This is a genomic window from Amycolatopsis sp. NPDC054798 (assembly GCF_053611505.1).
In genome coordinates, this window is record NZ_JBSHAM010000004.1 from 39,536 (window position 1) to 66,040 (window position 26,505).

Sequence of the window (26,505 nt, forward strand, 5' to 3'; positions counted from 1 at the left end):
CCGGCTCTTGGCGAAGGGTTCCCCGGCACCGGGACCACGACCGGGCCCGACGCGCTACGGTGGCCGCGTGTACTCCGCAGCATTCCTGGCCACGATCCCGAGCCCCGACCAAGGCGTCTGGCACCTGGGCCCGATCCCGATCCGGGCGTACGCGCTCTGCATCATCGCCGGCATCATCGTCGCGATCTGGTGGGGCGAGCGGCGCTGGGAGGCCCGGGGCGGCACGAAGGGCACGGTGCTCGACGTCGCGGTGTTCGCGGTGCCGTTCGGCCTGGTCGGCGGCCGGCTCTACCACGTCATCACCGACCCGGAGCTGTACTTCACCGAGGGCAAGAACCCCTGGAACGCCTTCGCCATCTGGGACGGCGGCCTCGGCATCTGGGGCGCGGTCGCGCTCGGCGCGGTCGGCGCGCTGATCGCCTGCCGCCGGCGGGGGATCCCGCTGCCCGCGATGGCCGACGCGATCGCGCCCGGCATCATCGTCGCGCAGGCGATCGGGCGGCTCGGCAACTACTTCAACCAGGAGCTGTACGGCGCGCACACCGACCTGCCGTGGGGCCTGGAGATCTACCAGCGCTTCGACCCGGCCACCGGAGCCCCGGACGCCCTCGGCGGCGTCGCCACCGGGCACATCCCGCTGCCGGAAAGCCCGGTGCACCCGACGTTCCTGTACGAGCTGATCTGGAACCTGCTCATCGCGCTGGTCGTGGTGTGGGCGGACCGCAAGTTCAAGCTCGGCCACGGCCGCGCGTTCGCGCTCTACGTCGCGGGCTACACCGTCGGCCGCTGCGGGACCGAACTCCTGCGCACCGACCACGCCAACCACATCCTCGGCCTGCGGGTCAACGTGTGGGTGTCGATCCTGCTGTTCGTCGGCGCGATGGCGTACTTCGTGGCCGCGGCCAAACGCGGTCCGCGCGAAGCCCCGGAGACGTTGCGCAGCAAGGGGGACGAGCGGGACGCCGCCGTCGAGTCCACTTCGGACGACGCGGAGGAGAAGGACGAGAAGCCCGCGGACACTGTGGACGCCGGGTCGTCCCCGGGCGAGAACGGCAAGCCCGAGAAGCCCTGAGCACAACGCCGGAAACGAGGCCCTTGCCCACCCTGGGCGAGGGCCTCTTTCGCGCGACCGGCGAAGGTCCGTGAGGGGAACCCTGGGGGAATCAGATTCCCTCAGGGTTCCCCTCACGGACTTGTGCGGCGCTCAGCCGAGGAACGAGCCGCCGAAGTAGTCGTCGTCATCGCCGGAGTCCTGCCGCCGGGAACGGCGGCCGGACGGCGGCGGTGTCGGGGGCGCGGACCGCTTCGGCCGGTCGCCCCGGTCGGCGAGGGGATCGGCGAAATCGTCCTCCGGCTCCGGTTCCGGAGCGCGATGCCGCGGCGGGGCGGGCGGAACCGGCGGAGCGGGCGGCTCCTCCCGCGGCGGGGCCGGGGGAGGCGGCGTCCGGTCGGCGAGCGGATTGTCGTTCGAGTACGCGTCGGGCTCCGGCGCGGGCGGGGGCGGCGGCTGCGGCCGGGAACTGCTCGCCAGCGGATCCGCGGCGGAGAACCCGGCGGGCTTGTCCGGCGTGTCCGGATACGTCGCGCGTCCGGTGTCCGACAACGGGTTCCCGGCGCCGCCGGTGCGGGCCTCGAGGATTTCCTCGGGGCTTTGGCCTTCCTCCAGCTCCTCGAGGATGTCCTTGGCCTCGCTGAGCTTTTCGTCGGCGAGGGCACGGACCTCGGGGTCGGCGAAGGCCCGGCCCGCGGCGACGTCCTCCCAGGAGAACTCGCCCGCGTCGACCTTCCGCTTGATCAGCCGCAGCTGCGCGGGAGCGTCCGGGCGCGAGGCGGCCCGTTTGATCGCCTCGATCCGTTCCGGGGTGTCGGTTTTCGGCAGCGGGCGGAGCTTGATCTTCTCCAGGTCCTTCAGCAGCTGCTGGGACTTGCGGACCGCCCGGTCGAGCGCGGCCTCGGCCTCCCGCAGCTCAGGCGTCTTCCACGCGTCGTCCGCGGTCGCGGGTTGAGACATCTCGGCAGGTCCTCCTTAGTCGATGCGGCCGTGGATCCGGCCGCTCGCCGAGCGACGGGGCGGATGGGACGGCGGATGGTTCGCGGGCGGGTGGTTCGGCTGGTTCGGCGGGTGATTCGATTGCTGCGGCGGCTGGTGGTTCTGCTGGTTCTGCGGAGGCTGGTGCTGCGGACCGTCCGGTTGGGACCGCTGGTTCTGCCCGCGCTCGCCCGAACCTTGCGACCGGTCGCCTTCGTCGCCGGAGCGGCGGTTGCCGCTGTCACCGGAATTACTGTCGCCGGAAGTGCGATCGCCTTCGTCCTCGCCGCCTTCGCGCGAGCGCCGGTTCTCCGCGTGCGCCTCGCGCGACTCGTGGACGCCGTCCTTGCCTGCTTGCACGGCGTCCTTGGCGTCCTGGCCGATGCCCTTGGCGTTCTCCTTGATGTCGCCGATGTCGCCGCCGATGTTCTTGGCGATGTCGGCGAGATCGCCGATGCTGCCGACGTCCTTGATCTTCTGCAGCTGCGACCCGATGTCCTTGATCGAGTTCCAGATGTCCTGGACCTTGGTGATGATGTCCTGGATCATCTCGATGATCGAGATCAGCGCGTTGATCAGCGGGATCAGCTCGGACAGCGCGGTGATCGCGTCGGCGATCCAGCCCGCGATCGGGATGCACGCCTCGGCGGCCATCACCAGCAGCCGGTCGATCAGGCTCTTCAGCAGGTCCAGCGCCTTGGCCGCGAGCTTCTTCGACGTGTCCGACAGCAGGTCGAAGCCCTTGGCGATCAGCGACGCGATCCCGGCCTCGGCGGCGAGCCCGGCCCGCCACCCGGCCTGCACGTACGCCTTGTGCTCCAAGGAAGCCATGCCGTGCCAGGAATCGCTGACGATCTTCTCGTTGGCGACCATCACCTCGGAGAACGCCTTCATCGCCTCGGAGATGTTGCGCCACGCCTCGGCGTCGGCCGACATCTTCGAGAAGTCGCCGGTGAGCGGTTCGATGAACTGCTGGGTGAGCGTCGTGCCGGTGAACTTCTGATACACCCACTCGACGGCCATCACCTCGACGCCGGCGTCCTTCACCAGCGCCTGGACGTCCTCGCCGGAGGTGTCCTCCGGCGGCTGCAGCAGTTCGACGATCGAGTCGCCGCGGTCGAAGTCGCCGGTGCCGCCGGGAACGCCGCCGGGCTCTCCGCCCGAACCCCCGGTGCCGCCCTCGCCGCCGTTGCCTCCGCCTTCGCCGCCCTCGCTGCCGGAACCGCCTTCGTCGCCGCCTTCGCTGCCGGAGCCGCCCTCGTCGCCACCCCGGCCGCCGCCTTCGTCGCCGCCCTCGTTGCCTCGGTCGCGACCCCGGCCGTCGCCGCCTTCTTCGCCGCCGTCCTGACCGTCCCGGCCATCGCGACCGTCTCGGCCGTCTCGCCCATCGCGACCGTCACGGCCATCCCGGCCGTGGCCGTCGTCATTGGACTGGCCGTTGCCGTCGCCCTGGCCGCGGTGCCTGCCGTTGCCGTTGTCGTCGCCGGAGTTTCCCCCGGTGCCGCTCGGATGCGTCCGGTCGTCCCCGCCGGACGGACGGCGCCCGTCCGGGCCGGTGCCGGGATGCTGGTTTCCCCCTGGATGGGTGGGCTGCTGGCCGCCCGGGGGCGGCTGGTTGCCGGGATGCGGCTGGTTTCCTCCCGGGTGCGGCTGGTTGCCGCCGGGACGGGACGGCGGATGCGTCGTCCCCGTTCCCCCGGGATGGTGGCCGCCGCCGTGCCCGCCGCCGTGCCGTGCCATGTCTGTTCCCCCTCGTCAGAACTGTGTGGTGCGGGTGCGCATCAGGCCGCGCCGCGACCGGAGCCGATGCCGTCGAACTCGTCGATGAACTTCTGGAGCAGCTGCGCGGAATTGGCGTCGTGGTGCGCGTAGGCCTGTGCCGCCTGCTTGACCCCGTCGGACAGCGAGGTCAGCCGCGAGTGTCCGAAGTCGAGAGTGCCGCCGTAAAGGTTCGCGACCAGCTGCACCACCGGCTGCAGCACCACGAACAGGCCGGTGAACCCGGACGTGTCGCACGCGGTGGAGCGCATGTAGTCGTTGATCTTGCTGATCTTCTCGTGGAGGCTGTCGAGCACCTCGGCGTACTGGTTCATCGTCTCGACGTCGACTTCTATGCCGGACATGAAAGAAACCGCCCTCCCCGTGAGCTATTCGGTTGCCGAACACTATGGCAACCGACGATCACCGAGTGTGGGCGGTTCCCGGAAATTTGTGCGATTACCTGGGAGGATCGGGCGAAGAGGACGAAGCGGGCGCATCGACTTCGTCACGCGACAGGTGCGCGAGGCCGCTCCGGGGCTTATGCTTCGCGGACCGAAGCATCTCAGAACCCATCCGGAACTACGTCGTTCCGCGCTGCCGGATCGTTACCGTTCTTCCCCGTTCGGGGAGCTCCGAGGCGCTGCTGGGGTGTTTCCCAGGTGTTAAAGTCGCGCTAACAAGCGGGCCATCGTCGTCCCGTGCGCTCCCCGCGGCCGGTTCGCCGGCCACCGCACGAAACGACGAAGGAGGTCCCTTTTCCATGATCTTCTCCGCCATCCCCGGCAAGCAGGGTCTGTACGACCCGGACACCGAGCAGGATTCCTGCGGCGTCGCCATGGTCGCCGACGTCCAGGGCCGCCGCACGCACGGCATCGTCACCGACGGTCTCGCCGCGCTCACGAATCTCGACCACCGCGGTGCCGCGGGAGCCGAGCCGACGAGCGGCGATGGTGCCGGGATCCTGCTGCAGCTGCCCGACGAACTGCTCCGCGCCGAGGCGGGTTTCCCGTTGCCCGCGGCCGGCGGGTACGCCGCCGGGATCGCGTTCCTTCCCTCCGACGACGAGCAGCGCCGCAAGGCGATCGGGCTCACCGAACGGATCGCGGCCGAAGAAGGGCTCACTGTCCTTGGCTGGCGCGAGGTTCCGGTGGACACCGACGGCGCGGAGATCGGCCCCACCGCGCGTTCGGTGATGCCGCGGTTCGCGATGCTGTTCGTGTCGCCCCCGCACGGCGAAACCGGCCTGGAGCTGGACCGGCTGGCCTTCTGCCTGCGCAAGCGCGTCGAGCACGAAAGCCTCGCTTCCGGCTGCGGCACGTACTTCCCGTCGCTGTCCGCGCGCACGATCGTCTACAAAGGCATGCTCACGCCCGAGCAGCTGCCGCGGTTCTTCCCCGATCTGCGCGATTCCCGGCTCACCAGCGCGATCGCGCTCGTGCACTCCCGGTTCTCCACCAACACTTTCCCGTCGTGGCCGCTCGCGCACCCGTTCCGGTTCGTCGCGCACAACGGCGAGATCAACACGATCCGCGGCAACCGCAACCGCATGCGCGCCCGCGAAGCGCTGCTCGAATCCGATCTGCTCCCGGGCGATCTGTCCCGGCTGTACCCGATCTGCTCGGCCGACGCGTCGGACTCGGCGTCCTTCGACGAGGTGCTGGAACTGCTCCACCTCGCGGGCCGTTCGCTGCCGCACGCGGTGCTGATGATGATCCCGGAGGCGTGGGAGAACCACACCTCGATGGACCCGCGGCGGCGCGCTTTCTACCAGTTCCACGCCAGTTTGATGGAGCCGTGGGACGGTCCGGCGTGCGTCACCTTCACCGACGGCACGCTCGTCGGCGCGGTGCTCGACCGCAACGGCCTGCGCCCGGCGCGCTGGTGGCGCACCGCCGACGACCGCGTAGTGCTGGCCAGCGAGGCCGGAGTCCTCGACGTGGCACCGGAAAACGTCGTCGCGAAGGGCCGTCTGCAGCCGGGCCGGATGTTCCTCGTGGACACCGCCGCCGGCCGGATCGTGGACGACGAGGAGGTCAAGTCCGCGCTGGCGGGCAAACAGGCCTACAGCGACTGGCTGCACGCCGGGCTGCTCAAGATCGCCGACCTGCCCGACCGCGACCACGTGGTGCAGAGCCACGATTCGGTGCTGCGCCGCCAGCTCGCTTTCGGCTACACCGAAGAAGAACTGAAGATCCTGCTCGCGCCGATGGCCGCCAACGGAGCCGAGCCGATCGGGTCGATGGGCTCGGACACCCCGGTCGCCGTGCTGTCCAAGCGGTCCCGGCTGCTGTACGACTATTTCAAGCAGAACTTCGCGCAGGTGACCAACCCGCCGCTGGACGCGATCCGCGAAGAGCTGGTCACGTCGATGAGCCGGATCATGGGGCCGGAGCGCAATCTGCTCGCGCCGGGCCCCGCGTCGTGCCGGCATCTGAATCTGCCGTACCCGGTGATCGACAACGACGAGCTGGCCAAGCTCATCCACATCAACGACGACGGCGACCTGCCCGGTTTCGCGTGCAGTGTCCTTTCCGGACTGTACGAAGTGGACGGTGGCGCGAAGGCGCTGGCGGCGGCGCTCGAACGAGTAAGGCGCGACGCGTCCGAGGCGATCGCGGCGGGCGCGCGCACGCTCGTGCTGTCGGACCGCGATTCCGACCACCGGATGGCTCCGATCCCGTCGCTGCTGCTGGTTTCCGCGGTGCACCACCATCTGGTGCGCACCAAGGAACGGCTGCGCGTCGCGCTGGTCGTGGAGACCGGCGACGCCCGCGAGGTGCACCACATCGCGCTGCTGCTCGGCTACGGCGCGGCGGCGGTGAACCCGTATCTGGCCTTCGAAACCATCGAAGACATGATCAGCCAGGGCGCGATCACCGGGATCGAGCCGGCGAAGGCGATCCGCAGCTACGTGCAGGCGCTCGTCAAGGGCGTCCTGAAGATCATGTCCAAAATGGGCATCTCGACAGTCGGCGCGTACACCGCGGCGCAGGTGTTCGAATCCCTTGGCCTGAGCCAGGAACTGCTCGACGAGTACTTCACCGGAACGTCGTCGAAGCTCGGCGGCGTCGGCCTGGACGTGCTCGCCGAAGAGGTTGCCGTTCGGCACCGCCGCGCGTACCCGGACAACCCGACCGACCGGGTCCATCGTGGACTCGACACCGGCGGCGAGTACGCGTACCGCCGCGAAGGCGAACTGCACCTGTTCACGCCGGAGACGGTGTTCCTGCTGCAGCACGCGTCGAAGACCGGGCGCGACGAGGTGTACCGCAAGTACGCCGAAGAGGTGCACCGGCTTTACCGCGAGGGCGGCACGCTGCGCGGGCTGTTCAAGTTCCGCGACGGCGCGCGCGAGCCGATCCCGCTGGACGAGGTCGAGCCCGCGTCGGCGATCCTGCGCCGGTTCAACACCGGGGCGATGTCGTACGGCTCGATTTCGGCCGAGGCGCACGAAACCCTCGCCATCGCGATGAACCGCATCGGCGGCCGGTCCAACACCGGCGAGGGCGGCGAGGATCCGGAGCGGCTGTACGACCCGCAGCGGCGCAGCGCGATCAAGCAGGTCGCCAGTGGACGGTTCGGCGTCACCAGCGAGTATCTCGTCAACGCCGACGACATCCAGATCAAGATGGCGCAGGGCGCGAAGCCGGGCGAGGGCGGGCAGCTGCCGCCGAACAAGGTGTACCCGTGGATCGCGCGCACGCGGCATTCGACGCCGGGCGTCGGGCTGATTTCCCCGCCGCCGCACCACGACATTTACTCCATTGAGGACCTGGCGCAGCTGATCCACGACCTCAAGAACGCCAACGAGAAGGCCCGCATCCACGTGAAGCTGGTGTCCTCGCTGGGCGTCGGCACGGTCGCGGCGGGCGTGTCCAAGGCGCACGCGGACGTCGTGCTGATTTCCGGGCACGACGGCGGCACCGGCGCGTCGCCGATGAACTCGCTCAAGCACGCGGGCACCCCGTGGGAGATCGGGCTCGCCGAAACGCAGCAGACGTTGCTGCTCAACGGTTTGCGCGACCGGATCACGGTGCAGGTGGACGGTGCGATGAAGACCGGCCGCGACGTCGTGATCGCGGCGCTGCTCGGCGCCGAGGAATACGGTTTCGCGACGGCCCCGCTGGTGGTCGCGGGCTGCATCATGATGCGCGTGTGCCACCTCGACACGTGTCCGGTCGGCGTTGCCACGCAGAGCCCGGAGTTGCGCAAGCGCTACACCGGGCAGGCCGACCACGTGGTGCGGTACTTCGAGTTCGTCGCCGAAGAAGTACGGGAAACCCTGGCACAGCTGGGTTTCCGGACGCTCGACGAAGCGATCGGGCACGCCGAGATGCTCGACACCGACGAAGCCGTGCAGCACTGGAAGGCTTCCGGGCTCGACCTCAGCCCGGTCTTCGACATGCCCGCGGAAACGCCGTACGGCGGCTCGAAGCGGCGGGTGCGCGAGCAGGACCACGGTCTGGCGCACGCACTCGACCGCACGCTCATCCAGCTCGCCGAGGCGGCGCTGGAAGACGCGCACCCGGTGCGCCTGGAACTGCCGGTGCGCAACGTGAACCGCACTGTCGGCACGCTGCTCGGCTCGGAGATCACCCGCCGCTACGGCGGCGAGGGACTGCCGGAGGACACGATTCACGTGCGGCTCACCGGTTCGGCCGGGCAGTCGCTCGGCGCGTTCCTGCCGCGCGGCATCACGCTGGAAATGGTCGGCGACGCCAACGACTACGTCGGCAAGGGGCTGTCCGGCGGCCGGATCGTGGTCCGCCCGCATCCGGACGCGAGCTTCGCCGCCGAACAGCAGACGATCGCGGGCAACACGCTGGCCTACGGCGCGACGTCCGGCGAGCTGTTCCTGCGCGGCCAGGTCGGCGAACGGTTCTGCGTCCGCAACTCCGGCGCGACGGTCGTGGCCGAGGGCGTGGGCGACCACGCGTTCGAGTACATGACCGGCGGCCGCGCGGTGGTGCTCGGCCCGACCGGGCGGAACCTGGCGGCCGGGATGTCCGGCGGCAGCGCGTTCGTGCTCGATCTGGACCCGGCGAAGGTCAACCGGGAGATGGTGGACCTGCTTCCGCCTGCCCCGGAGGATCTGGCCTGGCTCAAGCAGATCGTGCAGCGGCACCACGACCTCACCCGCTCGGCCGTGGCCGCGTCGCTCCTGGGCGACTGGACCCGGCGCGCGGCGGCGTTCACCAAGGTGATGCCGCGCGACTACCAGCGGGTCCTCGATGCGGCGAAGGCAGCTCGCGCTGCCGGCCGCGATGTCGACGAAGCGATCATGGAGGCGGCTCGTGGCTGACCCCACCGGTTTTCTCAAGCACCAGCGGCAAGAGCCGAAGAAGAAGTCCTACGAGGAACGGCTTTCCTCGTGGGGCGAGGTCTACGCGGACGTCCCGCCGGACGAGCGCAACGAGCAGGTGCGCACGCAGGCGTCGCGGTGCATGGACTGCGGCATCCCGTTCTGCCACTCCGGCGGTTCCGGTTGTCCGCTCGGCAATCTGATCCCGGAATGGAACGACCTCGTCCGCCGCGGCGACTGGGCGGCGGCCAGCGATCGCTTGCACGCCACCAACAATTTCCCGGAATTCACCGGGAAGCTGTGCCCCGCGCCGTGCGAGGCGGGCTGCGTGCTGTCGATCTCGCCGTTGTCCGGCGGGCCGGTGGCGATCAAACGCGTCGAGGAGACGATCGCGGCGCAGTCGTGGGAAGCCGGATACGTGCAGCCGCAGGTGGCCGAGGTGTCCTCGGGCCGCAAGGTGGCCGTCGTCGGCTCCGGCCCGGCCGGGCTCGCCGCGGCGCAGCAGCTGACCCGCGCGGGCCACGAGGTCACCGTCTTCGAGCGGGACGACCGGCTCGGCGGCCTGCTGCGGTACGGCATTCCCGAGTTCAAAATGGAGAAGAAGGTCCTCGACCGCCGTCTGGCGCAGCTGCGCAAGGAGGGCACGAAGTTCGTCACCGGCTGCGAGGTCGGCGTCGATCTGTCGGTGGAAGACCTGCGCGCGCAGTACGACGCCGTGGTCCTCGCCGTCGGCGCCCTGCGCGGCCGTGACGACCGCACCACGCCCGGCCGTTCCCTTTCCGGGATCCACCTGGCGATGGAACATCTGGTGCCGGCCAACAAGTTCGTCGAAGGCGACGGCCCGTCCCCGGTCGACGCGAACGGCAAGCACGTCGTGATCATCGGCGGCGGCGACACCGGCGCGGACTCCTACGGCACCGCCACCCGGCAGGGCGCGCTGTCGGTCACCCAGCTCGACCAGTACCCGACGCCGCCGCAAACCCGCGACGACGAGCGGTCGCCGTGGCCGACCTGGCCCTACATCCTGCGCACCTATCCCGCGCACGAGGAAGCGGGCGAGCGGAAGTTCGCGGTGGCCGTGAAGCGGTTCGTCGACGACGGCAACGGGCACGTCAAAGCCGTGGAACTGCAGGAAGTCCGCGTGCAGAAGGACCCGGAAACCGGCCGCCGCGAGGTCATCCCGGTCAACGAAGAGGTCGAAACGCTGCCCGCGGACCTGGTCCTGCTGGCGATCGGCTTCGAAGGCGTCGAGGAAATGCCGCTGCTGGAAGGCCTCGACCTCACGCTGACCCGCCGAGGCACCCTCTCGTGCGGTGCGGACTGGCAAACGGAAACCCCCGGAGTCTTCGTCTGCGGCGACGCCCACCGCGGCGCGTCGCTCGTGGTGTGGGCCATCGCCGAAGGCCGCTCGGTCGCGGCCGCGGTGGACACGTTCCTGACCGGGGCTTCGGACCTGCCCGCCCCGGTGCACCCGACCGCATTGCCGCTCGCGGTGGTGTGATCGGTTCCAGCTCGGGCCTCGGCGCAACGGCGCGCCGGGGCCCGTTTCTTTACGCTGGATGTCGTGCGAATCGGCGAACTAGCCCGGAAGACCGGAGTCAGTGCCCGCTCGTTGCGGTACTACGAGCAGCAGGGTCTGGTGCGGAGCACTCGGTCCGCGGGCGGGCAGCGGCTTTACCTTGCGTCGGAGGTCGAACGAGTCGAGCTGATCCGCCGGTTGTTCGACGCGGGCTTGCACAGCAAGGTGATCGCCCGCCTGCTGCCGTGCGTGCACAGCGACGCCGTGGACGTCATCGAAGATGCTTTCACCACAATGGTTTCCGAACGCGACCGGCTGACCGCGGACATCGCCCGGCTTGCCGAGGCCCGCGACGCCCTGGACGTCCTGATCGAAGCGAACACCCGGTACCGGCAGGGTGCGGGCAGTTCGTGCTAGATGCTGATGACTAGCTTGCCCGAGGCGTGCCGGGATTCGACCAGCGCCAGCGCTTCCTGCGCCCGGGCCAGCGGATAGGTCCCGGTGATGTGCGGATCGAGCCGCCCCTCGGCCATCAGCTCGGCGACCCGCTCCAGACTCGTGCGATCGAGACGGCGATGAACTGATGCGCCACCGAGTTCCGTTACCGACGGGTCCCCGGCCGCGATGAGCTTCTTTCCCAGCGGGGCGACAGTGCGCAGGGATTCGCCGCCGACAGTGTCGACCACGGCGTCGAATCTGCCCTCGACGCTGTCCGCGGTGTAGTCGACAAATCTCGCCCCGTACTTCGTCGCGAGATCCCGCTTGGCCGTGCTGCCCGTGCCTGTCACGACGAGCCCCCGGTCCCGCGCGAGCTGGGCTACCGCGATCCCGACTCCGCCGCCGATCCCGTTCACCAGCAGCGACGCGCCCTTCGGCAGGTCGAGCTGATCGAGCACGTCCAGCGCGGTGGTGCCCGAGACGGGGATGGTCGCCGCCCAGGTCCACGGCAGAGTGTCCGGGATGCGAGCAGTGGACTCGCCGAGCAGCAGCGTCGTTTCCGCATAGGTGCCCGCCCCGGTCAGGGCGAACCCGGCGACCCGGTCGCCGACGTCGAGCCCGGTCACGTCGTCGCCGGTCGCGAGCACCGTTCCGGCCGCTTCCATCCCCAGGACCTGGGGAAACGGCAGGTGCCCGTTCAGCTCGGGGACGTGCCCGGACCGCAGCAGGTGATCGAGCGGATTCACCCCTGCTGCTGCGACTCGGACGAGAACCTCTTCGGGGCCGGGCACCGGGTCCGGCCGCTCGAAGAACTCCTGGACGTCGGCGGCGCCGAACGCCCGATATCCCAAGGCAGTGCCCATCAGGTACCTCTCCTGCAAGGTCATTTCGGGAACGACGCTATTTCTTGACACCGGTGTCACCTTCCATCCAATGTGACCCGGCCGACACGCTTCGTGCGAAGCTGAACCGTCGGAGGGGGACGCCAGGTGAACGACGACGAGCGGATCACGAACCAGGTCCTGGGTCCGGTCACGGGCAAGGTCGTGCAGATCGGCCACGCCGATTCGGTCACCTACGTCGGTACTCCGCCCGCCCAGTCCCGCTACCGGCAATGGGTGCGCCAGGTAGCCCCGGAACAGCTCGTCGGCCGCGAGGCGGAGCTGGCTGAACTCGCCCGGTTCTGCACCGCCCCGGACGGTGCCCCTGCGTACGTCTGGTGGCGCGCGGCTCCCTGGACGGGCAAGTCGGCCTTGATGGCCTCATTCGTCCTCTCGCCGCCCGACGGGGTGCGGGTGGTGTCGTTCTTCGTCACGGCGCGTTCGCTCGGCGACGACACGCGTGAGGCGTTCGTGGACGTCGTCCAGGAGCAATTGGCCGAAGTCCTCGGCGCGGCGAAGGACCCCGAAGCTCGAAACCTCAACGCGGTCTTCGCCGAAGCCGCCGCACACTGCCGAAACCGCGGCGAGCGTCTTGTGCTGGTCGTAGACGGCCTGGACGAGGACCGCGGCGCAAGCTCCGGCGGACACAGCATCGCCGCCCTGTTGCCGTTTCCGGAAAACGGCCTCCGCGTGATCGTCGCGAGCCGTCTCAACCCGGACGTGCCGCCCGATGTGCGCGGGGATCATCCCTTGCGCGCGCCCGGCATTGAGCGCTCTCTGGCACCTTCGCCCGCAGCTGTCGCGGCGAAGGCCGACATGGAGCGGGAACTCGACGGGCTGCTTCAAGACCAAGAGGACCTGCTGGGCTTCCTCGTCGCCGCTCGCGGCGGACTCAGCAGCGACGATCTGGCGCAGCTGACTCAGCGACGCCCACGCGACGTCGAACGGGTGCTGAACAGCGCGGCGAGCCGGTCGTTCACCCGCCGTCCGGCGCATTGGCGGCCACGCGAGGCCCCGGCGGTTTTCCTGCTGGGCCATGAAAATCTGCACCGCGAGGCCGTCGAAGCCCTCGGCGGCGAACTGTCCCGGTACCGCGCGGCGATCGACGAATGGGCCGCCGGGTACCGGTCGGCGGGCTGGCCGCCGGACACTCCCCAATTCCTGCTGCGCGGCTACTTCCGGCTGGTCCAGGAAAGCGGCGACCCGACCGCGCTAGTAGATCTCGCGGGAGACCCGGCGAGGCACGAACGCCTGCTGGACGTCTCCGGCGGCGACCTGGCCGCGATGGGAGAGCTGGACGCCGCCCGCGCGGCTCTGCTCGCTTCCGACGAACCCGATCTGGTCCGGCTGATCATGATGGACACGTACCGGGACAATTTCCGCGAACGCAACAAGATCACGCCGGAGCGCTTGCCCGTGGTGTGGGCCGCATTGGGGCAGTTCGACCACGCGGTGGCGCTGGCACAGTCCATGATTGATCCCGCGTCGCGCACGCGAGCGCTGCGCGAGCTGGCCGGAGAGCTGGTCCGCACCGGAGAGCCCGAGCGGGCCGAGCAATTGGCCGAGGACGAGCACGATCCGGACCTGCGCGACGCCCTGCTCGCGGAAACCGCCGTGACTTTGGTGCACTGCGGAAAGCACGCAGCGGCCGCACGTATCGCCGACCGGGCCAGCGCGGATCGGCGCCGGCGGATCGCTGCGGTGACCGCTGCCGTCCGCGAGCTGGATTTCTCCAGGGCTGGGCAGCTGGCCGGGGAGATTTCCCGGAAAGACCTCAGGGACTGGACGCTCAGTGAACTGGCGCTGCTGGCTGTCGGCGACCTGGACGCGGCAGCCGAACTGGCTGGCGCCATCGCGCACGAAGTGCGTCGCCGCGAAACCTTCGGGGAGCTGGCGCAGCGGCTCGTCCGGGCAGGCGAGATCGACCGGGCTCGAGCGTTCGCGCAGGAGCACGGTGCGGCCGGGGTGTTGTTCCACCTCGACCTTACCGCCGAACTCGCGGCGTCGGACGACCTGGCCGTAGCTGTCGGCGAGAGGTTCGACGAGGCGGACCGCGAGCACCGGTTCGTGCCTGTCCTGGTCGAGTTCCTGGTCGCGACGGACAGGCTGCGGGACATTCCCGCGGTGCTGGCCTCGATGACCAACCCGTTCGTCCGGCGCACGGCGCTCCTCCGGTTCGTCCAGGCCCTCGTGGCCGCGGGCGAGGCCGATCGGGCTTTCCAGTGGACGGCGCAGTACCTTTCCACCCGCCGGTCGGCCTTCGAGCTGCAAGACGACGCGCGCCGGTTCGTGATACTGGCGGACGCCCTGCTGGCGGCGGGGGATCGCGTCCGTGCCCGCCAGGCGGCGGAGCGCGCGGAAGCGATGACCCGCCGTCCGGCGGACGATCCGCGTGCGGCAGCGGCGATCGGCGCGCTGAGCAAGACCGTCGTCGCGGCAGGCGACGTGCGCCGCGCTGAGTTGCTCGCTCCTCTGGTGCGCTCGGAATGGCAGGGGCTGAAGGAAATCAAGTCGCTGGCGAGTCTTCTCGCCGGACAAGGAGATCCGCGGACCGCAGAGAAGCTGATTTGCGGCGTCAATTTCTGGACGGCGATGCGGGAACCGCTGATCCTGCTCGTCCGCAGGCTCCGGGCCGCGGGCGACCACGCCGGGCTGGCCCGGCTCGCGGACTACGTCCGGGGCCGGGTGAAGGAGACGCCCCGGGACCGGCAGTTCGGCTGGAGCGACTGGCACGCGGTCATCGTGATGCTGGCCGCCGTGGGCGAACCCGCTGAGGTCGTCGAACTGGTCGCCGCCAGTTCGACGGTTGTGGACGTCGGCGTCGCGATCGAGGACGCGATCGCGGACCTGGCGGCACGAGGAGAGGCCGCCGCTGCTCTCGAGCTGTGCGGATACCTGACCGAGCGCAGACTGGCGCAGGTCCAGCGGATTCTCGTCCGGGGCCTTGCCGGGGCCGGGCATCTCGACCAGGCCGAGGCCGTCATCGAGAGCGTCGAAGACGATCAAGAACAGGAACGCTTGATCCTTGCGTTCCTCCCGGAACTCGCCAAACACGACCTGCCCCGGGCGCTGGCGCGAACCCGGCTTGTCGAAGCCGAGGAGGATCGCGCCCGCGTCCTGGTCGAGGTCTCCGCCGCCGCCCCGCCGGACGAACGCCGCCGCATCCTCGCCGAAGCAGTCAGCCTCGACCACTGGTCCGTCATCGTCCCAGCCCTCGACACCGAAGAACTGGCCGGTCTCCTGGACGTAGCCGACCGCTTCGGCGCCCTCTACCGCCAAGAAGACCCGGACGCGTGACCCTCGACGCCCACCGCCCCGGGCAAACCCGGCAGACCCTATCCTGAGACGCGTGAACTGGACAGTCGACGTTCCCGTAGACACTCTCCCCGAGCTGCCGCCGTTGCCTCCTGAGCTGCGGGACCGCCTCGACACCGCCTTGTCGCTGCCCGCCGCGCAGCAGCCGGAGTGGCCGGACGTCGCGCTGGCCAAGCGGGTGCGCGGCGTGCTGGAGAGTGTGCCGCCGATCACCGTGCCCGCCGAGATCGACCGGTTGAAGAGCCGGCTCGCCATGGTGGCTCGCGGCGAGGCGTTCCTGCTGCAGGGCGGGGACTGCGCGGAGACGTTCGAGTCCAACACCGAACCGCACATCCGGGCGAATCTGCGCACGCTGCTGCAGATGGCCGTCGTGCTCACCTACGGGGCCAGCCTGCCGGTGGTGAAGGTCGGCCGGATCGCCGGCCAGTACGCGAAGCCGCGCTCGTCCGGCACCGACGCGCTCGGGCTGCCGGTCTACCGCGGCGACATCATCAACTCGCTCGTCGCCAAGCCGGAGCTGCGGGTGCCGGACCCGGGCCGGATGATCCGCGCCTACGCGAACGCCGGCGCGGCGATGAACCTGGTCCGCGCGCTCACCGGGGCCGGCATGGCCGACCTGCACCAGGTGCACGACTGGAACAAGGACTTCGTGTCCTCCTCTCCCGCGGGGGAGCGGTACGAGGCGCTGGCCGCCGAGATCGACCGCGGCCTGCGGTTCATGAACGCCTGCGGCGTCACCGACACCTCGCTGCAGTACACCGAGATCTTCGCCAGCCACGAGGCACTGCTGCTCGACTACGAGCGCGCGATGCTGCGGCTGGACCAGGCGGACGCGGCGAACCCGAAGCTGTACAACCTGTCCTCGCACTTCCTGTGGATCGGCGAGCGCACCCGGCAGCTGGACGGCGCGCACATCGCGTTCGCCGAGCTGCTGGCGAACCCGATCGGGCTCAAGATCGGCCCGACGACCACGCCCGAGCAGGCGCTGGAGTACGTCGAGCGGCTCGACCCGCGCAGCGAGCCGGGCCGGCTCACGCTGATCTCCCGGATGGGCAACGGCAAGGTCCGCGAGGTGCTGCCGGCGATCGTGGAGAAGGTCGAATCCTCCGGGCACAAGGTCATCTGGCAGTGCGACCCGATGCACGGGAACACGCACGAGTCGTCCACCGGCTACAAGACCCGGCACTTCGACCGCATCGTCGACGAGGTGCAGGGCTTCTTCGAGGTGCACCGCAAGCTCGGCACCTACCCCGGCGGCATCCACGTCGAACTGACCGGCGAGGACGTCACCGAATGCCTCGGCGGGGCGCAGGAAATCTCCGACGTCGACCTCTCCGGCCGCTACGAGACCGCGTGCGACCCCCGGCTCAACACCCAGCAGTCGCTGGAGCTGGCCTTCCTGGTCGCGGAGATGCTGCGCGGCTGACCTTCCGCCTCGTGAGCGCCGGTCCGGCACCGTCGCTCACGAGGCGTCCAGCAGTTCCGCCGCCGCTTTGGCCACCGCGTCGCGCAGCGACCCGAGGTCGGCGACCGCGTCCGCGTTCGCCTGCAGTCCGATGTGGACACTGTCGAGGCAAGGCACCACCGCGATGCCCACCGCCTGGTGCGGGGCCAGCGGCACGAACGGGTACACCTGCGCCAGCGGCGCACCGGCGAGCGCGTGCCGGGCGGACGGCACTGGAACGGTCGTCACCACCAGGTCGAACAGCAGCGGCGCGGCCAGCCCGGCGGTCCGCGTTCCCAGCCAGTGCAGCGCCGCGGGCATCCGTTCGGCCAGCAGCGGAATGGCCCCGGCTCCGCGCGAAGGGCCGGCGGCTTTGTTGCGCTCCATCGAGGCGCGCACCTCGGCCAGCCGCCGCACCGGATCGTCCATTCCGACCGGCAGATCGCACAAATAGCCGGAAAGCTTGTTCCCGCCCAGCTGCTCAGCAGCCCGCCCGCGCACGCTCACGGGAATCAGCGCGCGCACCGAGCGTCCTTCCGCGCGAATGCCGCGATTGACGAGCCATTCGCGCAACGCGCCGGACAGCACCGCGAGCACCACGTCGTTCGTGGTCCCGCCGTGCGTCCGCCGGATCCGGCGAAGATCGGCCGCGGCCAGCCGGGCGAAACCGAGGCGCCGTTCGGCGGTGGCGGGTGCGGCCAGCGGCAGGCACGGCGGACGGGCCGCCCGGACCACCGACGACGCGATTCCCGCTGCCTCCCACGTGTCCCGCACCGCGCTCATCGGCGAACGAGGCCGCGGGATCGCCGGCTCGGGCTCCGGGACCGGCGATCCGTCGAGCAGTCCGACCGTGACGGCGTACGCGCCCGCGCCGTCGGTGAGCGCGTGGTGCAGTTTTAGCAATACCGCGAAGGCTCCGTCCGGAAAACCTGTCACCACAGTGAGTTCCCACAACGGACGGTGCGGGTCAAGCGGTTCGGCGATCCACCTCGCCGCGAACTCCGGCAGCGGGTCCGGGTCGTACAGCGTGGTCAGCCGGTGGTGCCGAATGTGTTTTACTGCACGGAAATCGGGGTCGTCCACCCAGGCGGCGGAGCCCGGCGGGAACAGTCCGGCGCGGATTTTCCGGCGCAGCGGCGGAATATTCGCCGCCCGCCGCGCGAGCAGTGCGGTCAGCCGGTCCGGATCGACCGGCTCCTCCGGCGCGAAAAGCAGGGCCGCGCCGAAGTGCATCGGCGCGGTTTCCCTTGCGAGGCAAAGAAAAGCGACATCGAGCGAGCTGAGCGGGACAGGCGTCATGGTCCACCTTCCAACGTCCGTCGTCGAGTGCGAAGGCTGAGGGCGAATGTCACGACACTACTCGCGTGTGACCGGCGGACGGCCGTTATGTTTCGCTGGCGCTAATTTCCGGCTTTTTTCACTCGCCTGGGGCACGGCGCGGCTGCCGCCGCGGCAGACCGGGCGCGGCGGCTTCGTCCATCCCGGCGGTTTCGGTCACCTCGGCGGCGATCTGGCGCATCGCGACACCGTTGCCCGGCCGCTTCGGCAGTCCCGGCCACAGCTCCCCGGCGTCGAGCGCCGCGGCGCGCAGCCGTCCGCCGTCGAGTTTGGTGTGCGTTTCCGGGATCTCGCGGTCGAGCCACTGCACGATCACCTTCAGCGGACCGGCGCTGGGCAGCGGCCACACGAAAACCGGGTGCTCGTAGTGGAATTCCGACCCGCTGCCGTCCTCGACGCGCAGCACCGGCTCGTGCGGTTCGCCCGCGCTGGGCACCGAAACGGTTTCGGAGCTGGCCCGGCCGCCGTCCGGGAACAGCACGCCGACCAGCAGCGAGTTGTAGTCCGGGATGCGCCGGTGGCCGATCAGCGGCGCGCCGTCCATGCGGTCGCGCGAGTACACCGCGATCCGCAGCGTCATCGCCTCCGGCCACACCTCGACCGCGCGCAACGCCACGATGGTGCGCTCGGACCGGCCCAGCGGCGTCGCCCACGGCAGCAGCGCGGGCACGATGTGGTCGGCGGGCGGGCCGGTCCACGGACGGCCCTCGTAGCCGAACAGCTCCCGTTCCCGGACCGGGAACAGGGGGCGTTCGCGAGGGCCGTCCGTGAAGAAGCTCATCAGTCCTCGCGAGGGGCGAGACCGCCGTCGGATTCGGGCTTCTTGGCGCCCATGGCGTCCATCAGCTGGCGGGCGAGGCCGAGGCCCGTGCCGCCGAGGGAGAGCGCCTTGGTGAACATGTCCGACATCCCGTCCGCGCCGTTCAGGACCACCATGTGGTCGACATTGCTGAAGGCCTGAGCACCGGCTTCGACGATCTCCGGCCACCGCTCAGCCAGCTGTTGTGCTACCACAGCCTCCTGGTTCTCCGCCAGTGCGGCCGCGCGCGCCTTGATCGACTCGGCCTCGGCGAGCCCCTTCGCTTTCGCCGCTTCGGCTTCGGCCAGACCCTTGGCTTTCGCCGATTCGGCGTCCGCGAGGCCCTTTGCCCTGGCCGCCGCCGCTTCGGCTTCACCCGTGGCCTTCGTCGCACTCGCGCTGGCTTCCGCCCGGGCCTTCGTGGCTTGCGCCTCGGCGTCCGCCGCCGTTTTCACCCGGGTGGCGTCCGCGCCCGCCCGCAGTTCGGTTTCCTTCGCTTGGGCCTGCGCGCGGGCGATCTGCGCGTCGCGTTCCGCGTCGGCGGTGGTGCGCGTTTCGTACGCCTTCGCGTCAGCCGGCTTGCGGACCTGCGACTGCAGCCGCTGCTCGGACAGCGCCGCCTCCAGTTCGGCGGCCCTGGTCTCCTGGACCACGACCTCCTGGCGCGCGGTCGCCTCGGCCAGCGGGCCGGACTGGCTCGCCTTCGCCTTGGCCTGGTCCACCTCGGCCTGGTACCCGGCCTGCTGGATCTGGCTTTCCCGGATCGCGCCCGCCTTGCGCGCGGCGGCGACCTGCTCGGCCTCGGTGGCCTCCTGGTCGCGCTGCGCCTCGGCGATCCGCGCGGCGGCGGCGATCGCGGCCGCGTGCGGTTTGCCGAGGTTGACGATGTAGCCGGACTCGTCGTCGATCTCCTGGATCTGCAGCGAGTCCACGATCAGCCCGAGCTTGATCATCTCGGTCGCCGACGACTGGCGGACCTCGCCGGTCAGCGCGTCGCGGTTGTGGATCATCTCCTCGATGGTCAGCCCGCCCACGATCGAGCGCAGATGCCCGGAGAACAGCTCGTGGATGGTGTCGTTCATGCCCTTCTGCTGGTCGAGGAACCGGCGGGCGGCGTTGGCGATCGAGGCGAAGTCGTCGCCGACCTTGTAGATCACGACCGCGCGCACGGTGACCGGGAGGCCCTGTTTCGTCACGCAGGAGACCTGCAGGTTCACGCCCCGGGTGTCCAGCGACAGCCTGCGCGCGGTCTGGAAGCCGGGCAGCACGTTCACGCCCCGGCCGGTGACGATCTTGAACCCGAGGCTGTCGGCGGTTTCGGTGCGTTCGACGCGGACGCCCCAGCCGGAGATGATGAGCGCTTCGTTCGGCTCCGCGACCTTGTAGAGGATCCGCAGGAGCCCGAACAGCAGGATCACGGCCACGACCGCGATCACCGCGATGACCCAGATTTGCATAGCCCTCGCCGCACTTTCCGTAGTCAGCTGGACGGCGCTCGCCGCGTCGTCAGCACTGCGACGCGGTCAAGCTCGCAACGGTTGCCACCTTTCCACGTAGACCGTGCGCGGCGGCTCGAAATCGACCACCAGAACGGGTGTGCCCACGGCGAAACTGGCCTCCGGCTCGGCCGGATAGGCGTAGAAGGCCTCGGTGCCGCCGCGGACGCTGAGCAGCACCTCGCCGATCAGCCCCGGCCCGACGGTGCCGGTCACCCGGCCGCGGCTGCCGATCATCCGCCGAACCCGCGGATCTTGACCTTCGTCCCCTTGGGCACGAACGTCCCCGGGGCCGGGTCCTGCTGCAGGACGAAGTCGAAGCCGCCGTGCCCGTGCCCGTCGCCGCCCTTGCGGTCGACCTCGAGCCCGGCCTGTTTGAGGGCGTCCGCGGCCTGGTCGAACGGGCGGTACCGGACGTCCGGGACCTGCACCGCGTTGGAGACGTAGACCTTGACCTTCTTGCTGCCCGGCGAGCCCGCCGCCGGGTCGGTGCGGGTGACCGCGCCCGCCGGCACGCTCTGCGAGAACTCCTCGCCGCCGTCCTGCGGTTCGAACCCGGACTGCTTGAGGATCTGGAACGCCTCGTCCTTGGAGCGCCCGGAGACGTCCGGGACCGGCGGAAGCGGCTCCGGGCCCTTGGACAGCACCAGCGTGACCTGGCCGCCCACGTCCACCGGGGTGCCCGCGGCCGGGCTCACGCTCACGACGGTGCCCTGCGGCGCGGTGTCGCTGTACTCCGGCGTGCCCTGGACGACGGTGAGCTTCTGCTCCTGGATCGCCTTCGTGGCCGTGTCGAGCGCGGTGCCGACGCGGATGTCCGGCACCTTCGGCTTGCCCTTCGAGACCACCACGGACACGGTGGCGTCCTGGGCGAGCGTGGTGCCAGGGGCCGGGTCGACCTTGATCACCTTGTTGGCGTCGACGGTGTTGTCGAACTCCTGGCTGTAGCGCGGGTTCAGCTTCGCCGCGCGCAACTGGTCGCCCGCCTCGGCCTGGCTCAGCCCGGCGAGCTTCGGCACGGTGGTGGTCGTCGGCTTGGAGTCGCTGAGGATGAACGCGAACGCGCCGATCAGCCCGCCGAGCACCAGCACCCCGGCGACCGCCAGCGCGATCAGCTTGCGCTTGTCGCGCGGTTTCCGCGGTTCGTCCGGGGCGGGCGGGGGCACGGCCGCGGCGGGCGGCGGACCGGCCGGGGGAGGGGCGGCGGGCGCGGCGCGGGTCAGCGCGCGCGTGCCGCGAGGCCCGGAGACCGGCATGGTCTGCTGAACCGCCGGGATGTTCGGGAGCGTGCGTTCGACGTCGGACACCCGGTCGCCGTCCGGCGGCGGGGGCACCGGCACCGCGACCGGCTGCAGCCCCAGCTCCGCGCGCGCGGCCTGCAGCTGCGCCAGGAACTCCCCGGCGTCGGCCGGGCGCTGCTCCGGGTCGCGGCGGGTGGCGCGCAGGATCAGGTCGTCGAGCACCGGCGGCAGGTCCGGCCGCAGTTCGCCCGGGCGCGGCACGTCGTCGTTCACGTGCCGGTAGGCGACCGAGATCGCGGTGTCGCCGGTGTAGGGGAGGCGGCCGGTGAGCATCTCGTACAGCAGGATGCCCGCCGCGTAGACGTCGCTGCGGGCCGTGGTGTCCCCGGTGGCGACCTGTTCGGGGGCCAGGTAGCCGACGGTGCCCAGGATGACGCTCGAGCTGGTGGTGCCCGCGCTGGCCACCGCGCGGACCAGGCCGAAGTCGCCGACCTTGACCACGCCGCCGGCCAGCTGCCCGCTGCGGCCGATCAGCACGTTCTCGGGTTTGACGTCGCGGTGCACCAGCCCGGCGGCGTGCGCGGCGGCCAGCGCGGCCAGCACCGGCTCCGCCACGCTCAGCGCGAGCGAGACGTCCAGCTGGCCCTGCTCGTCCAGCAGGTCGCGCAGCGTGCCGCCGTTGACCAGCTCCATCACCAGGAAGGCGAGGCCGGTGTCCCCGCCAGCCGGGGCGTCGAAGCCCTGGTCGTGCACGGCCACCACGTTCGGGTGGTGCAGCTGGGCGGCCGAACGCGCTTCGCGCACGAACCGGTCGACGAACGACCGGTCGTCGGCGAACCGCGGATCCATGATCTTGATCGCCACCGCCCGGTCGAGGCGGGTGTCGAGGCCCCGGTAGACGGCCGACATCCCGCCCCTGGCCAGCAGCTGGTCAACGCGGTACCGGCGTTCGAGCAGGGTGCCGACGAGGCTGGGCTGGGTGCGCGTCACGGTGGGCAATCGTACGGAAGGGCGCGCGTGCCGGGGCGGGTCACCCGTGCGTAGCAGTGGGCCGGACGGGGCAATGTGGCAGAGTGTCACGTGTGAGTGGGATTCCTGTCGCCGACGACATCCTCGACGCCGCGGTCGCGGTCAAGCCGTTGCCGGAGGTCGCGGCCGCTTTGGGGGTGTCGGCCAACAAGGTGCGCCAGATGCTGCGGGACGGCGAGCTGATCGCTGTCCGGCGCAAGGGCGAACTCTGCGTGCCCGGCGATTTCTTCGTGAAGGACGGCGTCGTCAAGGGGCTGGCCGGCACCATCACCGTGCTCGCCGACTCCGGGTTCAGCCGCACCGAGATGCTGCGCTGGCTCTTCACCGCCGACGACACGCTCCCGGGCAGCACCCCGGTCAACGCGCTGCGCACCAGCCACGGCACCGAGGTCAAGCGGCGCGCGCAAGCGATGGCGTTCTAGCCGTTCCCGCACTGCTCCGGACGGGCTGACAACAATTGCCGTTCCGGACAGAAACCGCGTTTTTCGTTGACGCGGTCAATTGGTCCAGTCCATCGTCGGAAACCGTCCTGAAAATCCTGCTCGGCCGCATGCTGGAGAGGAGCATCGGGCATGGGAGGACGGGTTTCCGGAAGACGCTGTGCTGTCGGACGCTGGGCTGTCGCGCCGGTTCTGCTGGTACTGGGCGGTTCCGTTGTGCTGGCACCACCCGCGGTCGCCGCGAGCGCGCCTTTCGCGGCGACACCGCAAGCGCGGGAAGTGACGCTCCCGACGGGGGACCGGCTGACGGTTTTCCCGGGGCCGAACGGCGGTACGAATTACGCCTTTTCGTCGCCGCCGCGCACCGCATTCCAGTCGTATCAAGCCGACGGCGGCGACCGTTATGTCATTCCGGGCGATGCCGTTCCGTTTCTCGGGAAGCTGGACAAATCGCTGTTCGACGTCACGCTGCTGGCCCGGACGCAGTCCGGGAAAACGCCTTTGGAGCTGACTTTCCCGGCTGGCTCCGCTCCGTCGTCCCTGCCCGGCATCACGCTCACCTCCTCCGCCGGGAACACCGCGACCGGGTACCTCGCGTCGGCCGCCGATTTCACCGCTGACCTGCACCGGCGCCTCGCCGCCGACGCGGCCGCCGGACGTCCGGCCGGCAGCAGCGCGCTGCCCGCGACGATCCGGCTGGCCGGTGCGCCCCGCGAACAGCAGCCGCGCTATCCGATGAAGATCCTCGAACTCCGCCTCGCCGATCTGCAGGACCGGCCGGTCAGCGGCATCCTGTCCCTGATCAACACCGACTCGGCGGCCAAGCTGGTGCGGCACGTCGAGGTCGAGGGCGTCACCCGGATCGCGGTTCCCGAGGGGCATTACGCCGCGTCCGCGACCTTCTCCGACGTCGACAGCACCGGCAGCGTGACCGCCACGCGGACTTCGTGGGTCGAGGGGTTCGTCGTCGGGGACGCGCCGGGCGTGCAGACCTTGACCGTCGAAGAGAAGTACGCGACCGCCGAGGTCAAGGTGGCCGCGCCGAAGTCGACCACGCAGGACTCGATCACCACCAACTACTTCCGCGAGGACTCGACCGGCCGCGGCTTCGCGATCGGCATCGCGGGCAGCACGACCAGGCAGTACGTGCGGCCGGTGCCGAAACCGGCTCAGGGCGTGCTGCACTACGTCGTGCAATGGGGCGGCAAAGCGCCCAGGCCCGAGGACCGGTACCGCGTCGATCTTTCGTTCGCCAGCGAGGGCATCGCCGAGAACCAGTCGTTCGCCGCCAAGGACAACGAATTCGCGACGGTCCGGGACCGGATGCACGCCGATCCCTCGGACCGGATGCCGGTCGCGATCGACAGCGGTCCGGTGGACCCGGTGATCGCGCGGCACGGCCTCGGCGCGAACGGCTTCTTCATCCCGGCCCCGGGCGTCCTGACGGTCTACCTCGGCACCACGCACACCACGGAATGGGTGCAGTACGAGCAAAAAGGCTCGTCGTATCAGCTCATGACCGCCGACCCGCGCACTTACCGGCCGGGCAGCACCACGACCGTCGACTGGTCCCGGGGCCCGTTGACCGCCGGTCTCGGGCAGTGGCAGCGGGCACGGGCGTGCGAGGCCTGCTACTCCGGCGGCACGGTTTCGGTCGCCATCCCGGAATTGCGGGACAGCGTGCCGGACCACACCGCGGTCCCGCTTTTCTACGCGCCGAAGCTGCATTTCTCCTTGTACCGCAACGATCAGCAGGTGTTCGACCAGGACGGCGCCTACGGCGCGGCGGTTGAGGCTCCGAAGACGCCGGCGACTTTCCGCGGTGTGCTGGACGTCGACCGGACTGCGATACCCGGCGTCAGCCAGGCCGGAAAGCTGCGCACTGAGCTGACGCTGAAGTACGACCCGGCGGCGCACGATCCCGCGCTGCCGTCGCCGCATCAGTGCCAGGCCAGCGATCCCACGCAGCCCTGCCGGATCCTCGGTGCGCTGACCGTCGACTACCGGCTGGATTCCGATCTCACCACGACGTCGTCCTCGCCGGTTCAGGTGCTTGAGCTGCACGTCGGCCACGCGGCCTACAGCGGCGCCGGATCGCACGCGCCGATCACCTCGGCGACGGTTTCGGTGTCCGCCGACAACGGAGCCACCTGGCAGCCGGCTCAGGTTTTCGGGCTGTCCGGCGACTACGTGGCGATCTGGCGTAATCCGCTGCCCGGGACTTCGCCGTCGCTGAAGGTGACTGCCCGGGATTCGGCGGGCAACGCGATCACGCAGACGATCAGCAACGCCTACACCGTCGGGAAGGAGGGCGAGCGATGAGGCGCATCGGTTTCCTGACTGTGCTGATTGTCCTTGCCGCGCTCGTCCCATCGGTGGCGTCCGCCGCACCGCGGGACATCTGCGGACCCGCCGCACCGGGATTCGCCCGTTGCTACGCCAAAGTGGACAGTCGTGCTGCCTTGCGCGCCAACGGCTACAGCCCGGCTGACCTGCGCTCCGCTTACCGTCTGCCGGACACCGGCGGCGCGAGCGAGACGATCGCCATCGTCGACGCTGGCGACGCTCCGACCGCCGAAGCGGATCTTGCGGTATATCGACAAAACTACGGCCTCCCGCCGTGCACCACAGCGAACGGCTGTTTCCGCAAAGTCAACCAGCGCGGCGAATCCGCTCCGCTCCCACCGCGCCACGGCGACTGGCCGGTAGAGATCGCGCTGGACTTGGACATGGCTTCCGCCTCCTGCGCGCAGTGCAAAATTCTGCTGGTGGAGGGCGACGACGCGTCCTTCGAAGCGCTCGGCGCGTCAGTGGACACGGCAGTGAAACTCGGTGCGACGATCGTGTCGAACAGCTACGGCGCGCGGGAAAGCCATTGGTCTCCTGATTTCGCCGCGCACTACCAGCATCCCGGCGTGGCGATCGTCGCGTCGAGCGGTGACGAGGGGTTCGCTGTACCCAACGCGCCCGCGGTGTATTCGAGCGTAATCGCGGTCGGCGGCACGTCACTGTCCAAAGCGGACAACGCACGGGGCTGGACGGAATCGGTGTGGCAGGGCGCGACGAGCGGATGTTCGGCCTGGGTGGCGAAACCGGCGTGGCAGAAGGATCCGAACTGTCCCGGCCGGACTGTCGCCGACGTCTCCGCCGTCGCTGATCCCGCCACCGGACCCGCTGTCTACGAAACGACGGTCCTGTCCGGCTGGACGGTAGTCGGCGGCACCAGCGCGTCAGCTCCGTTCATCGCCGGAGTCATCGCCTTGGCCGGGCATCACGATCAGTATCCGGACGCTTCGCGACTGTACGGCGGGCAACTCAACGATGTCGTCGGCGGTAACAACGTCCAGTTCGAGGAATGCGGAGATTACCTGTGCACCGGCGTCCCGGGTTACGACGGCCCGACCGGCAACGGAACTCCTGACGGACTGGCTGCTTTCTGACCGTCCACAACGGATGTACGAGCGCCGCGACCA

General features: G+C 70.1%; 18 protein-coding genes. 9 read left to right on the top strand and 9 right to left on the bottom strand.

The genetic code is table 11. The annotated features are described in order from the left end of the window. The first annotated feature begins 67 nt into the window (after window positions 1-67). Complete coding sequence (gene lgt, locus ACWGIC_RS04065; protein ID WP_452074415.1) at window positions 68-1,072, top strand: prolipoprotein diacylglyceryl transferase; 1,005 nt, start codon at window positions 68-70, stop codon at window positions 1,070-1,072. A gap of 132 nt (window positions 1,073-1,204) precedes the next feature. Here the strand turns inward: lgt and ACWGIC_RS04070 are convergent, their stop codons facing one another. The 3 genes from ACWGIC_RS04070 to ACWGIC_RS04080 are packed head-to-tail and all read right to left on the bottom strand — an operon-like array spanning window position 1,205 to window position 4,152. Next, a complete protein-coding gene (locus ACWGIC_RS04070) occupies window positions 1,205-2,011 on the bottom strand; it encodes a hypothetical protein (RefSeq protein WP_452074416.1) in 807 nt (268 codons plus the stop codon). Between the two features lie 15 nt (window positions 2,012-2,026). Beyond that, window positions 2,027-3,769, bottom strand: coding sequence for a hypothetical protein (locus ACWGIC_RS04075; protein ID WP_452074417.1), 1,743 nt, complete (start codon window positions 3,767-3,769; stop codon window positions 2,027-2,029). 41 nt (window positions 3,770-3,810) lie between these two features. Continuing rightward, a complete protein-coding gene (locus ACWGIC_RS04080) occupies window positions 3,811-4,152 on the bottom strand; it encodes a hypothetical protein (RefSeq protein WP_452074418.1) in 342 nt (113 codons plus the stop codon). A gap of 398 nt (window positions 4,153-4,550) precedes the next feature. On the opposite strand from ACWGIC_RS04080, the gene gltB reads away from it, so the two are divergent. The 3 genes from gltB to ACWGIC_RS04095 all read left to right on the top strand — a co-directional run bounded on the left by gltB (window position 4,551) and on the right by ACWGIC_RS04095 (window position 11,028). Further along, a complete protein-coding gene (gene gltB / locus ACWGIC_RS04085; RefSeq protein WP_452074419.1) occupies window positions 4,551-9,092 on the top strand; it encodes a glutamate synthase large subunit in 4,542 nt (1,513 codons plus the stop codon). After that, window positions 9,085-10,593: a glutamate synthase subunit beta gene (locus ACWGIC_RS04090; protein WP_452074420.1), complete on the top strand. Its 1,509-nt coding sequence runs from the start codon at window positions 9,085-9,087 to the stop codon at window positions 10,591-10,593. The genes gltB and ACWGIC_RS04090 overlap by 8 nt, the downstream gene beginning before the upstream one ends. Before the next feature lie 63 nt (window positions 10,594-10,656). Then, window positions 10,657-11,028, top strand: coding sequence for a MerR family transcriptional regulator (locus ACWGIC_RS04095; protein ID WP_452074421.1), 372 nt, complete (start codon window positions 10,657-10,659; stop codon window positions 11,026-11,028). Here ACWGIC_RS04095 and ACWGIC_RS04100 read toward each other — a convergent pair. Continuing rightward, the gene (locus ACWGIC_RS04100; protein ID WP_452074422.1) at window positions 11,025-11,936 is read right to left on the bottom strand and encodes an NADP-dependent oxidoreductase; all 912 of its coding nucleotides are present in this window, start codon (window positions 11,934-11,936) and stop codon (window positions 11,025-11,027) included. The genes ACWGIC_RS04095 and ACWGIC_RS04100 overlap by 4 nt on opposite strands. Window positions 11,937-12,038: 102 nt before the next feature. On the opposite strand from ACWGIC_RS04100, the gene ACWGIC_RS04105 reads away from it, so the two are divergent. Together ACWGIC_RS04105 and ACWGIC_RS04110 are read left to right on the top strand one after the other, a co-directional pair. After that, on the top strand, window positions 12,039-15,227 hold the full coding sequence (locus ACWGIC_RS04105) for an ATP-binding protein (protein WP_452074423.1): 3,189 nt from the start codon (window positions 12,039-12,041) through the stop codon (window positions 15,225-15,227). A 52-nt stretch (window positions 15,228-15,279) separates the two neighbouring features. Beyond that, window positions 15,280-16,671, top strand: a complete 1,392-nt coding sequence (locus tag ACWGIC_RS04110; RefSeq protein WP_452074424.1) for a class II 3-deoxy-7-phosphoheptulonate synthase — start codon at window positions 15,280-15,282, stop codon at window positions 16,669-16,671. A 36-nt stretch (window positions 16,672-16,707) separates the two neighbouring features. Here ACWGIC_RS04110 and ACWGIC_RS04115 read toward each other — a convergent pair whose 3' ends face one another. From ACWGIC_RS04115 to pknB, 5 genes are all read right to left on the bottom strand, one after another. Further along, entirely contained in the window at window positions 16,708-17,988 is a 1,281-nt protein-coding gene (locus tag ACWGIC_RS04115) for a wax ester/triacylglycerol synthase domain-containing protein (protein ID WP_452074425.1), read from the bottom strand. Between the two features lie 118 nt (window positions 17,989-18,106). Next, window positions 18,107-18,808 (bottom strand): hypothetical protein, encoded by a 702-nt coding sequence (locus tag ACWGIC_RS04120; RefSeq protein WP_452074426.1) that lies wholly within the window; start codon window positions 18,806-18,808, stop codon window positions 18,107-18,109. Then, a complete protein-coding gene (locus tag ACWGIC_RS04125) occupies window positions 18,808-20,283 on the bottom strand; it encodes an SPFH domain-containing protein (protein WP_452074427.1) in 1,476 nt (491 codons plus the stop codon). The genes ACWGIC_RS04120 and ACWGIC_RS04125 overlap by 1 nt, the downstream gene beginning before the upstream one ends. Window positions 20,284-20,349: 66 nt before the next feature. Then, the gene (locus ACWGIC_RS04130) at window positions 20,350-20,559 is read right to left on the bottom strand and encodes a hypothetical protein (protein WP_452074428.1); all 210 of its coding nucleotides are present in this window, start codon (window positions 20,557-20,559) and stop codon (window positions 20,350-20,352) included. After that, window positions 20,556-22,553, bottom strand: a complete 1,998-nt coding sequence (gene pknB, locus ACWGIC_RS04135) for a Stk1 family PASTA domain-containing Ser/Thr kinase (RefSeq protein WP_452074429.1) — start codon at window positions 22,551-22,553, stop codon at window positions 20,556-20,558. The genes ACWGIC_RS04130 and pknB overlap by 4 nt, the downstream gene beginning before the upstream one ends. A 92-nt stretch (window positions 22,554-22,645) precedes the next feature. On the opposite strand from pknB, the gene ACWGIC_RS04140 reads away from it, so the two are divergent. The 3 genes from ACWGIC_RS04140 (at window position 22,646) to ACWGIC_RS04150 (ending at window position 26,472) form a co-directional block, all read left to right on the top strand. Next, on the top strand, window positions 22,646-23,014 hold the full coding sequence (locus ACWGIC_RS04140; RefSeq protein ID WP_452074430.1) for an Rv2175c family DNA-binding protein: 369 nt from the start codon (window positions 22,646-22,648) through the stop codon (window positions 23,012-23,014). Window positions 23,015-23,311: 297 nt separating this feature from the next. Then, the gene (locus ACWGIC_RS04145) at window positions 23,312-25,354 is read left to right on the top strand and encodes a hypothetical protein (RefSeq protein ID WP_452074431.1); all 2,043 of its coding nucleotides are present in this window, start codon (window positions 23,312-23,314) and stop codon (window positions 25,352-25,354) included. Beyond that, on the top strand, window positions 25,351-26,472 hold the full coding sequence (locus tag ACWGIC_RS04150) for a S53 family peptidase (protein ID WP_452074432.1): 1,122 nt from the start codon (window positions 25,351-25,353) through the stop codon (window positions 26,470-26,472). Before ACWGIC_RS04145 ends, ACWGIC_RS04150 begins: the two co-directional genes overlap by 4 nt. Window positions 26,473-26,505 lie beyond the last annotated feature (33 nt).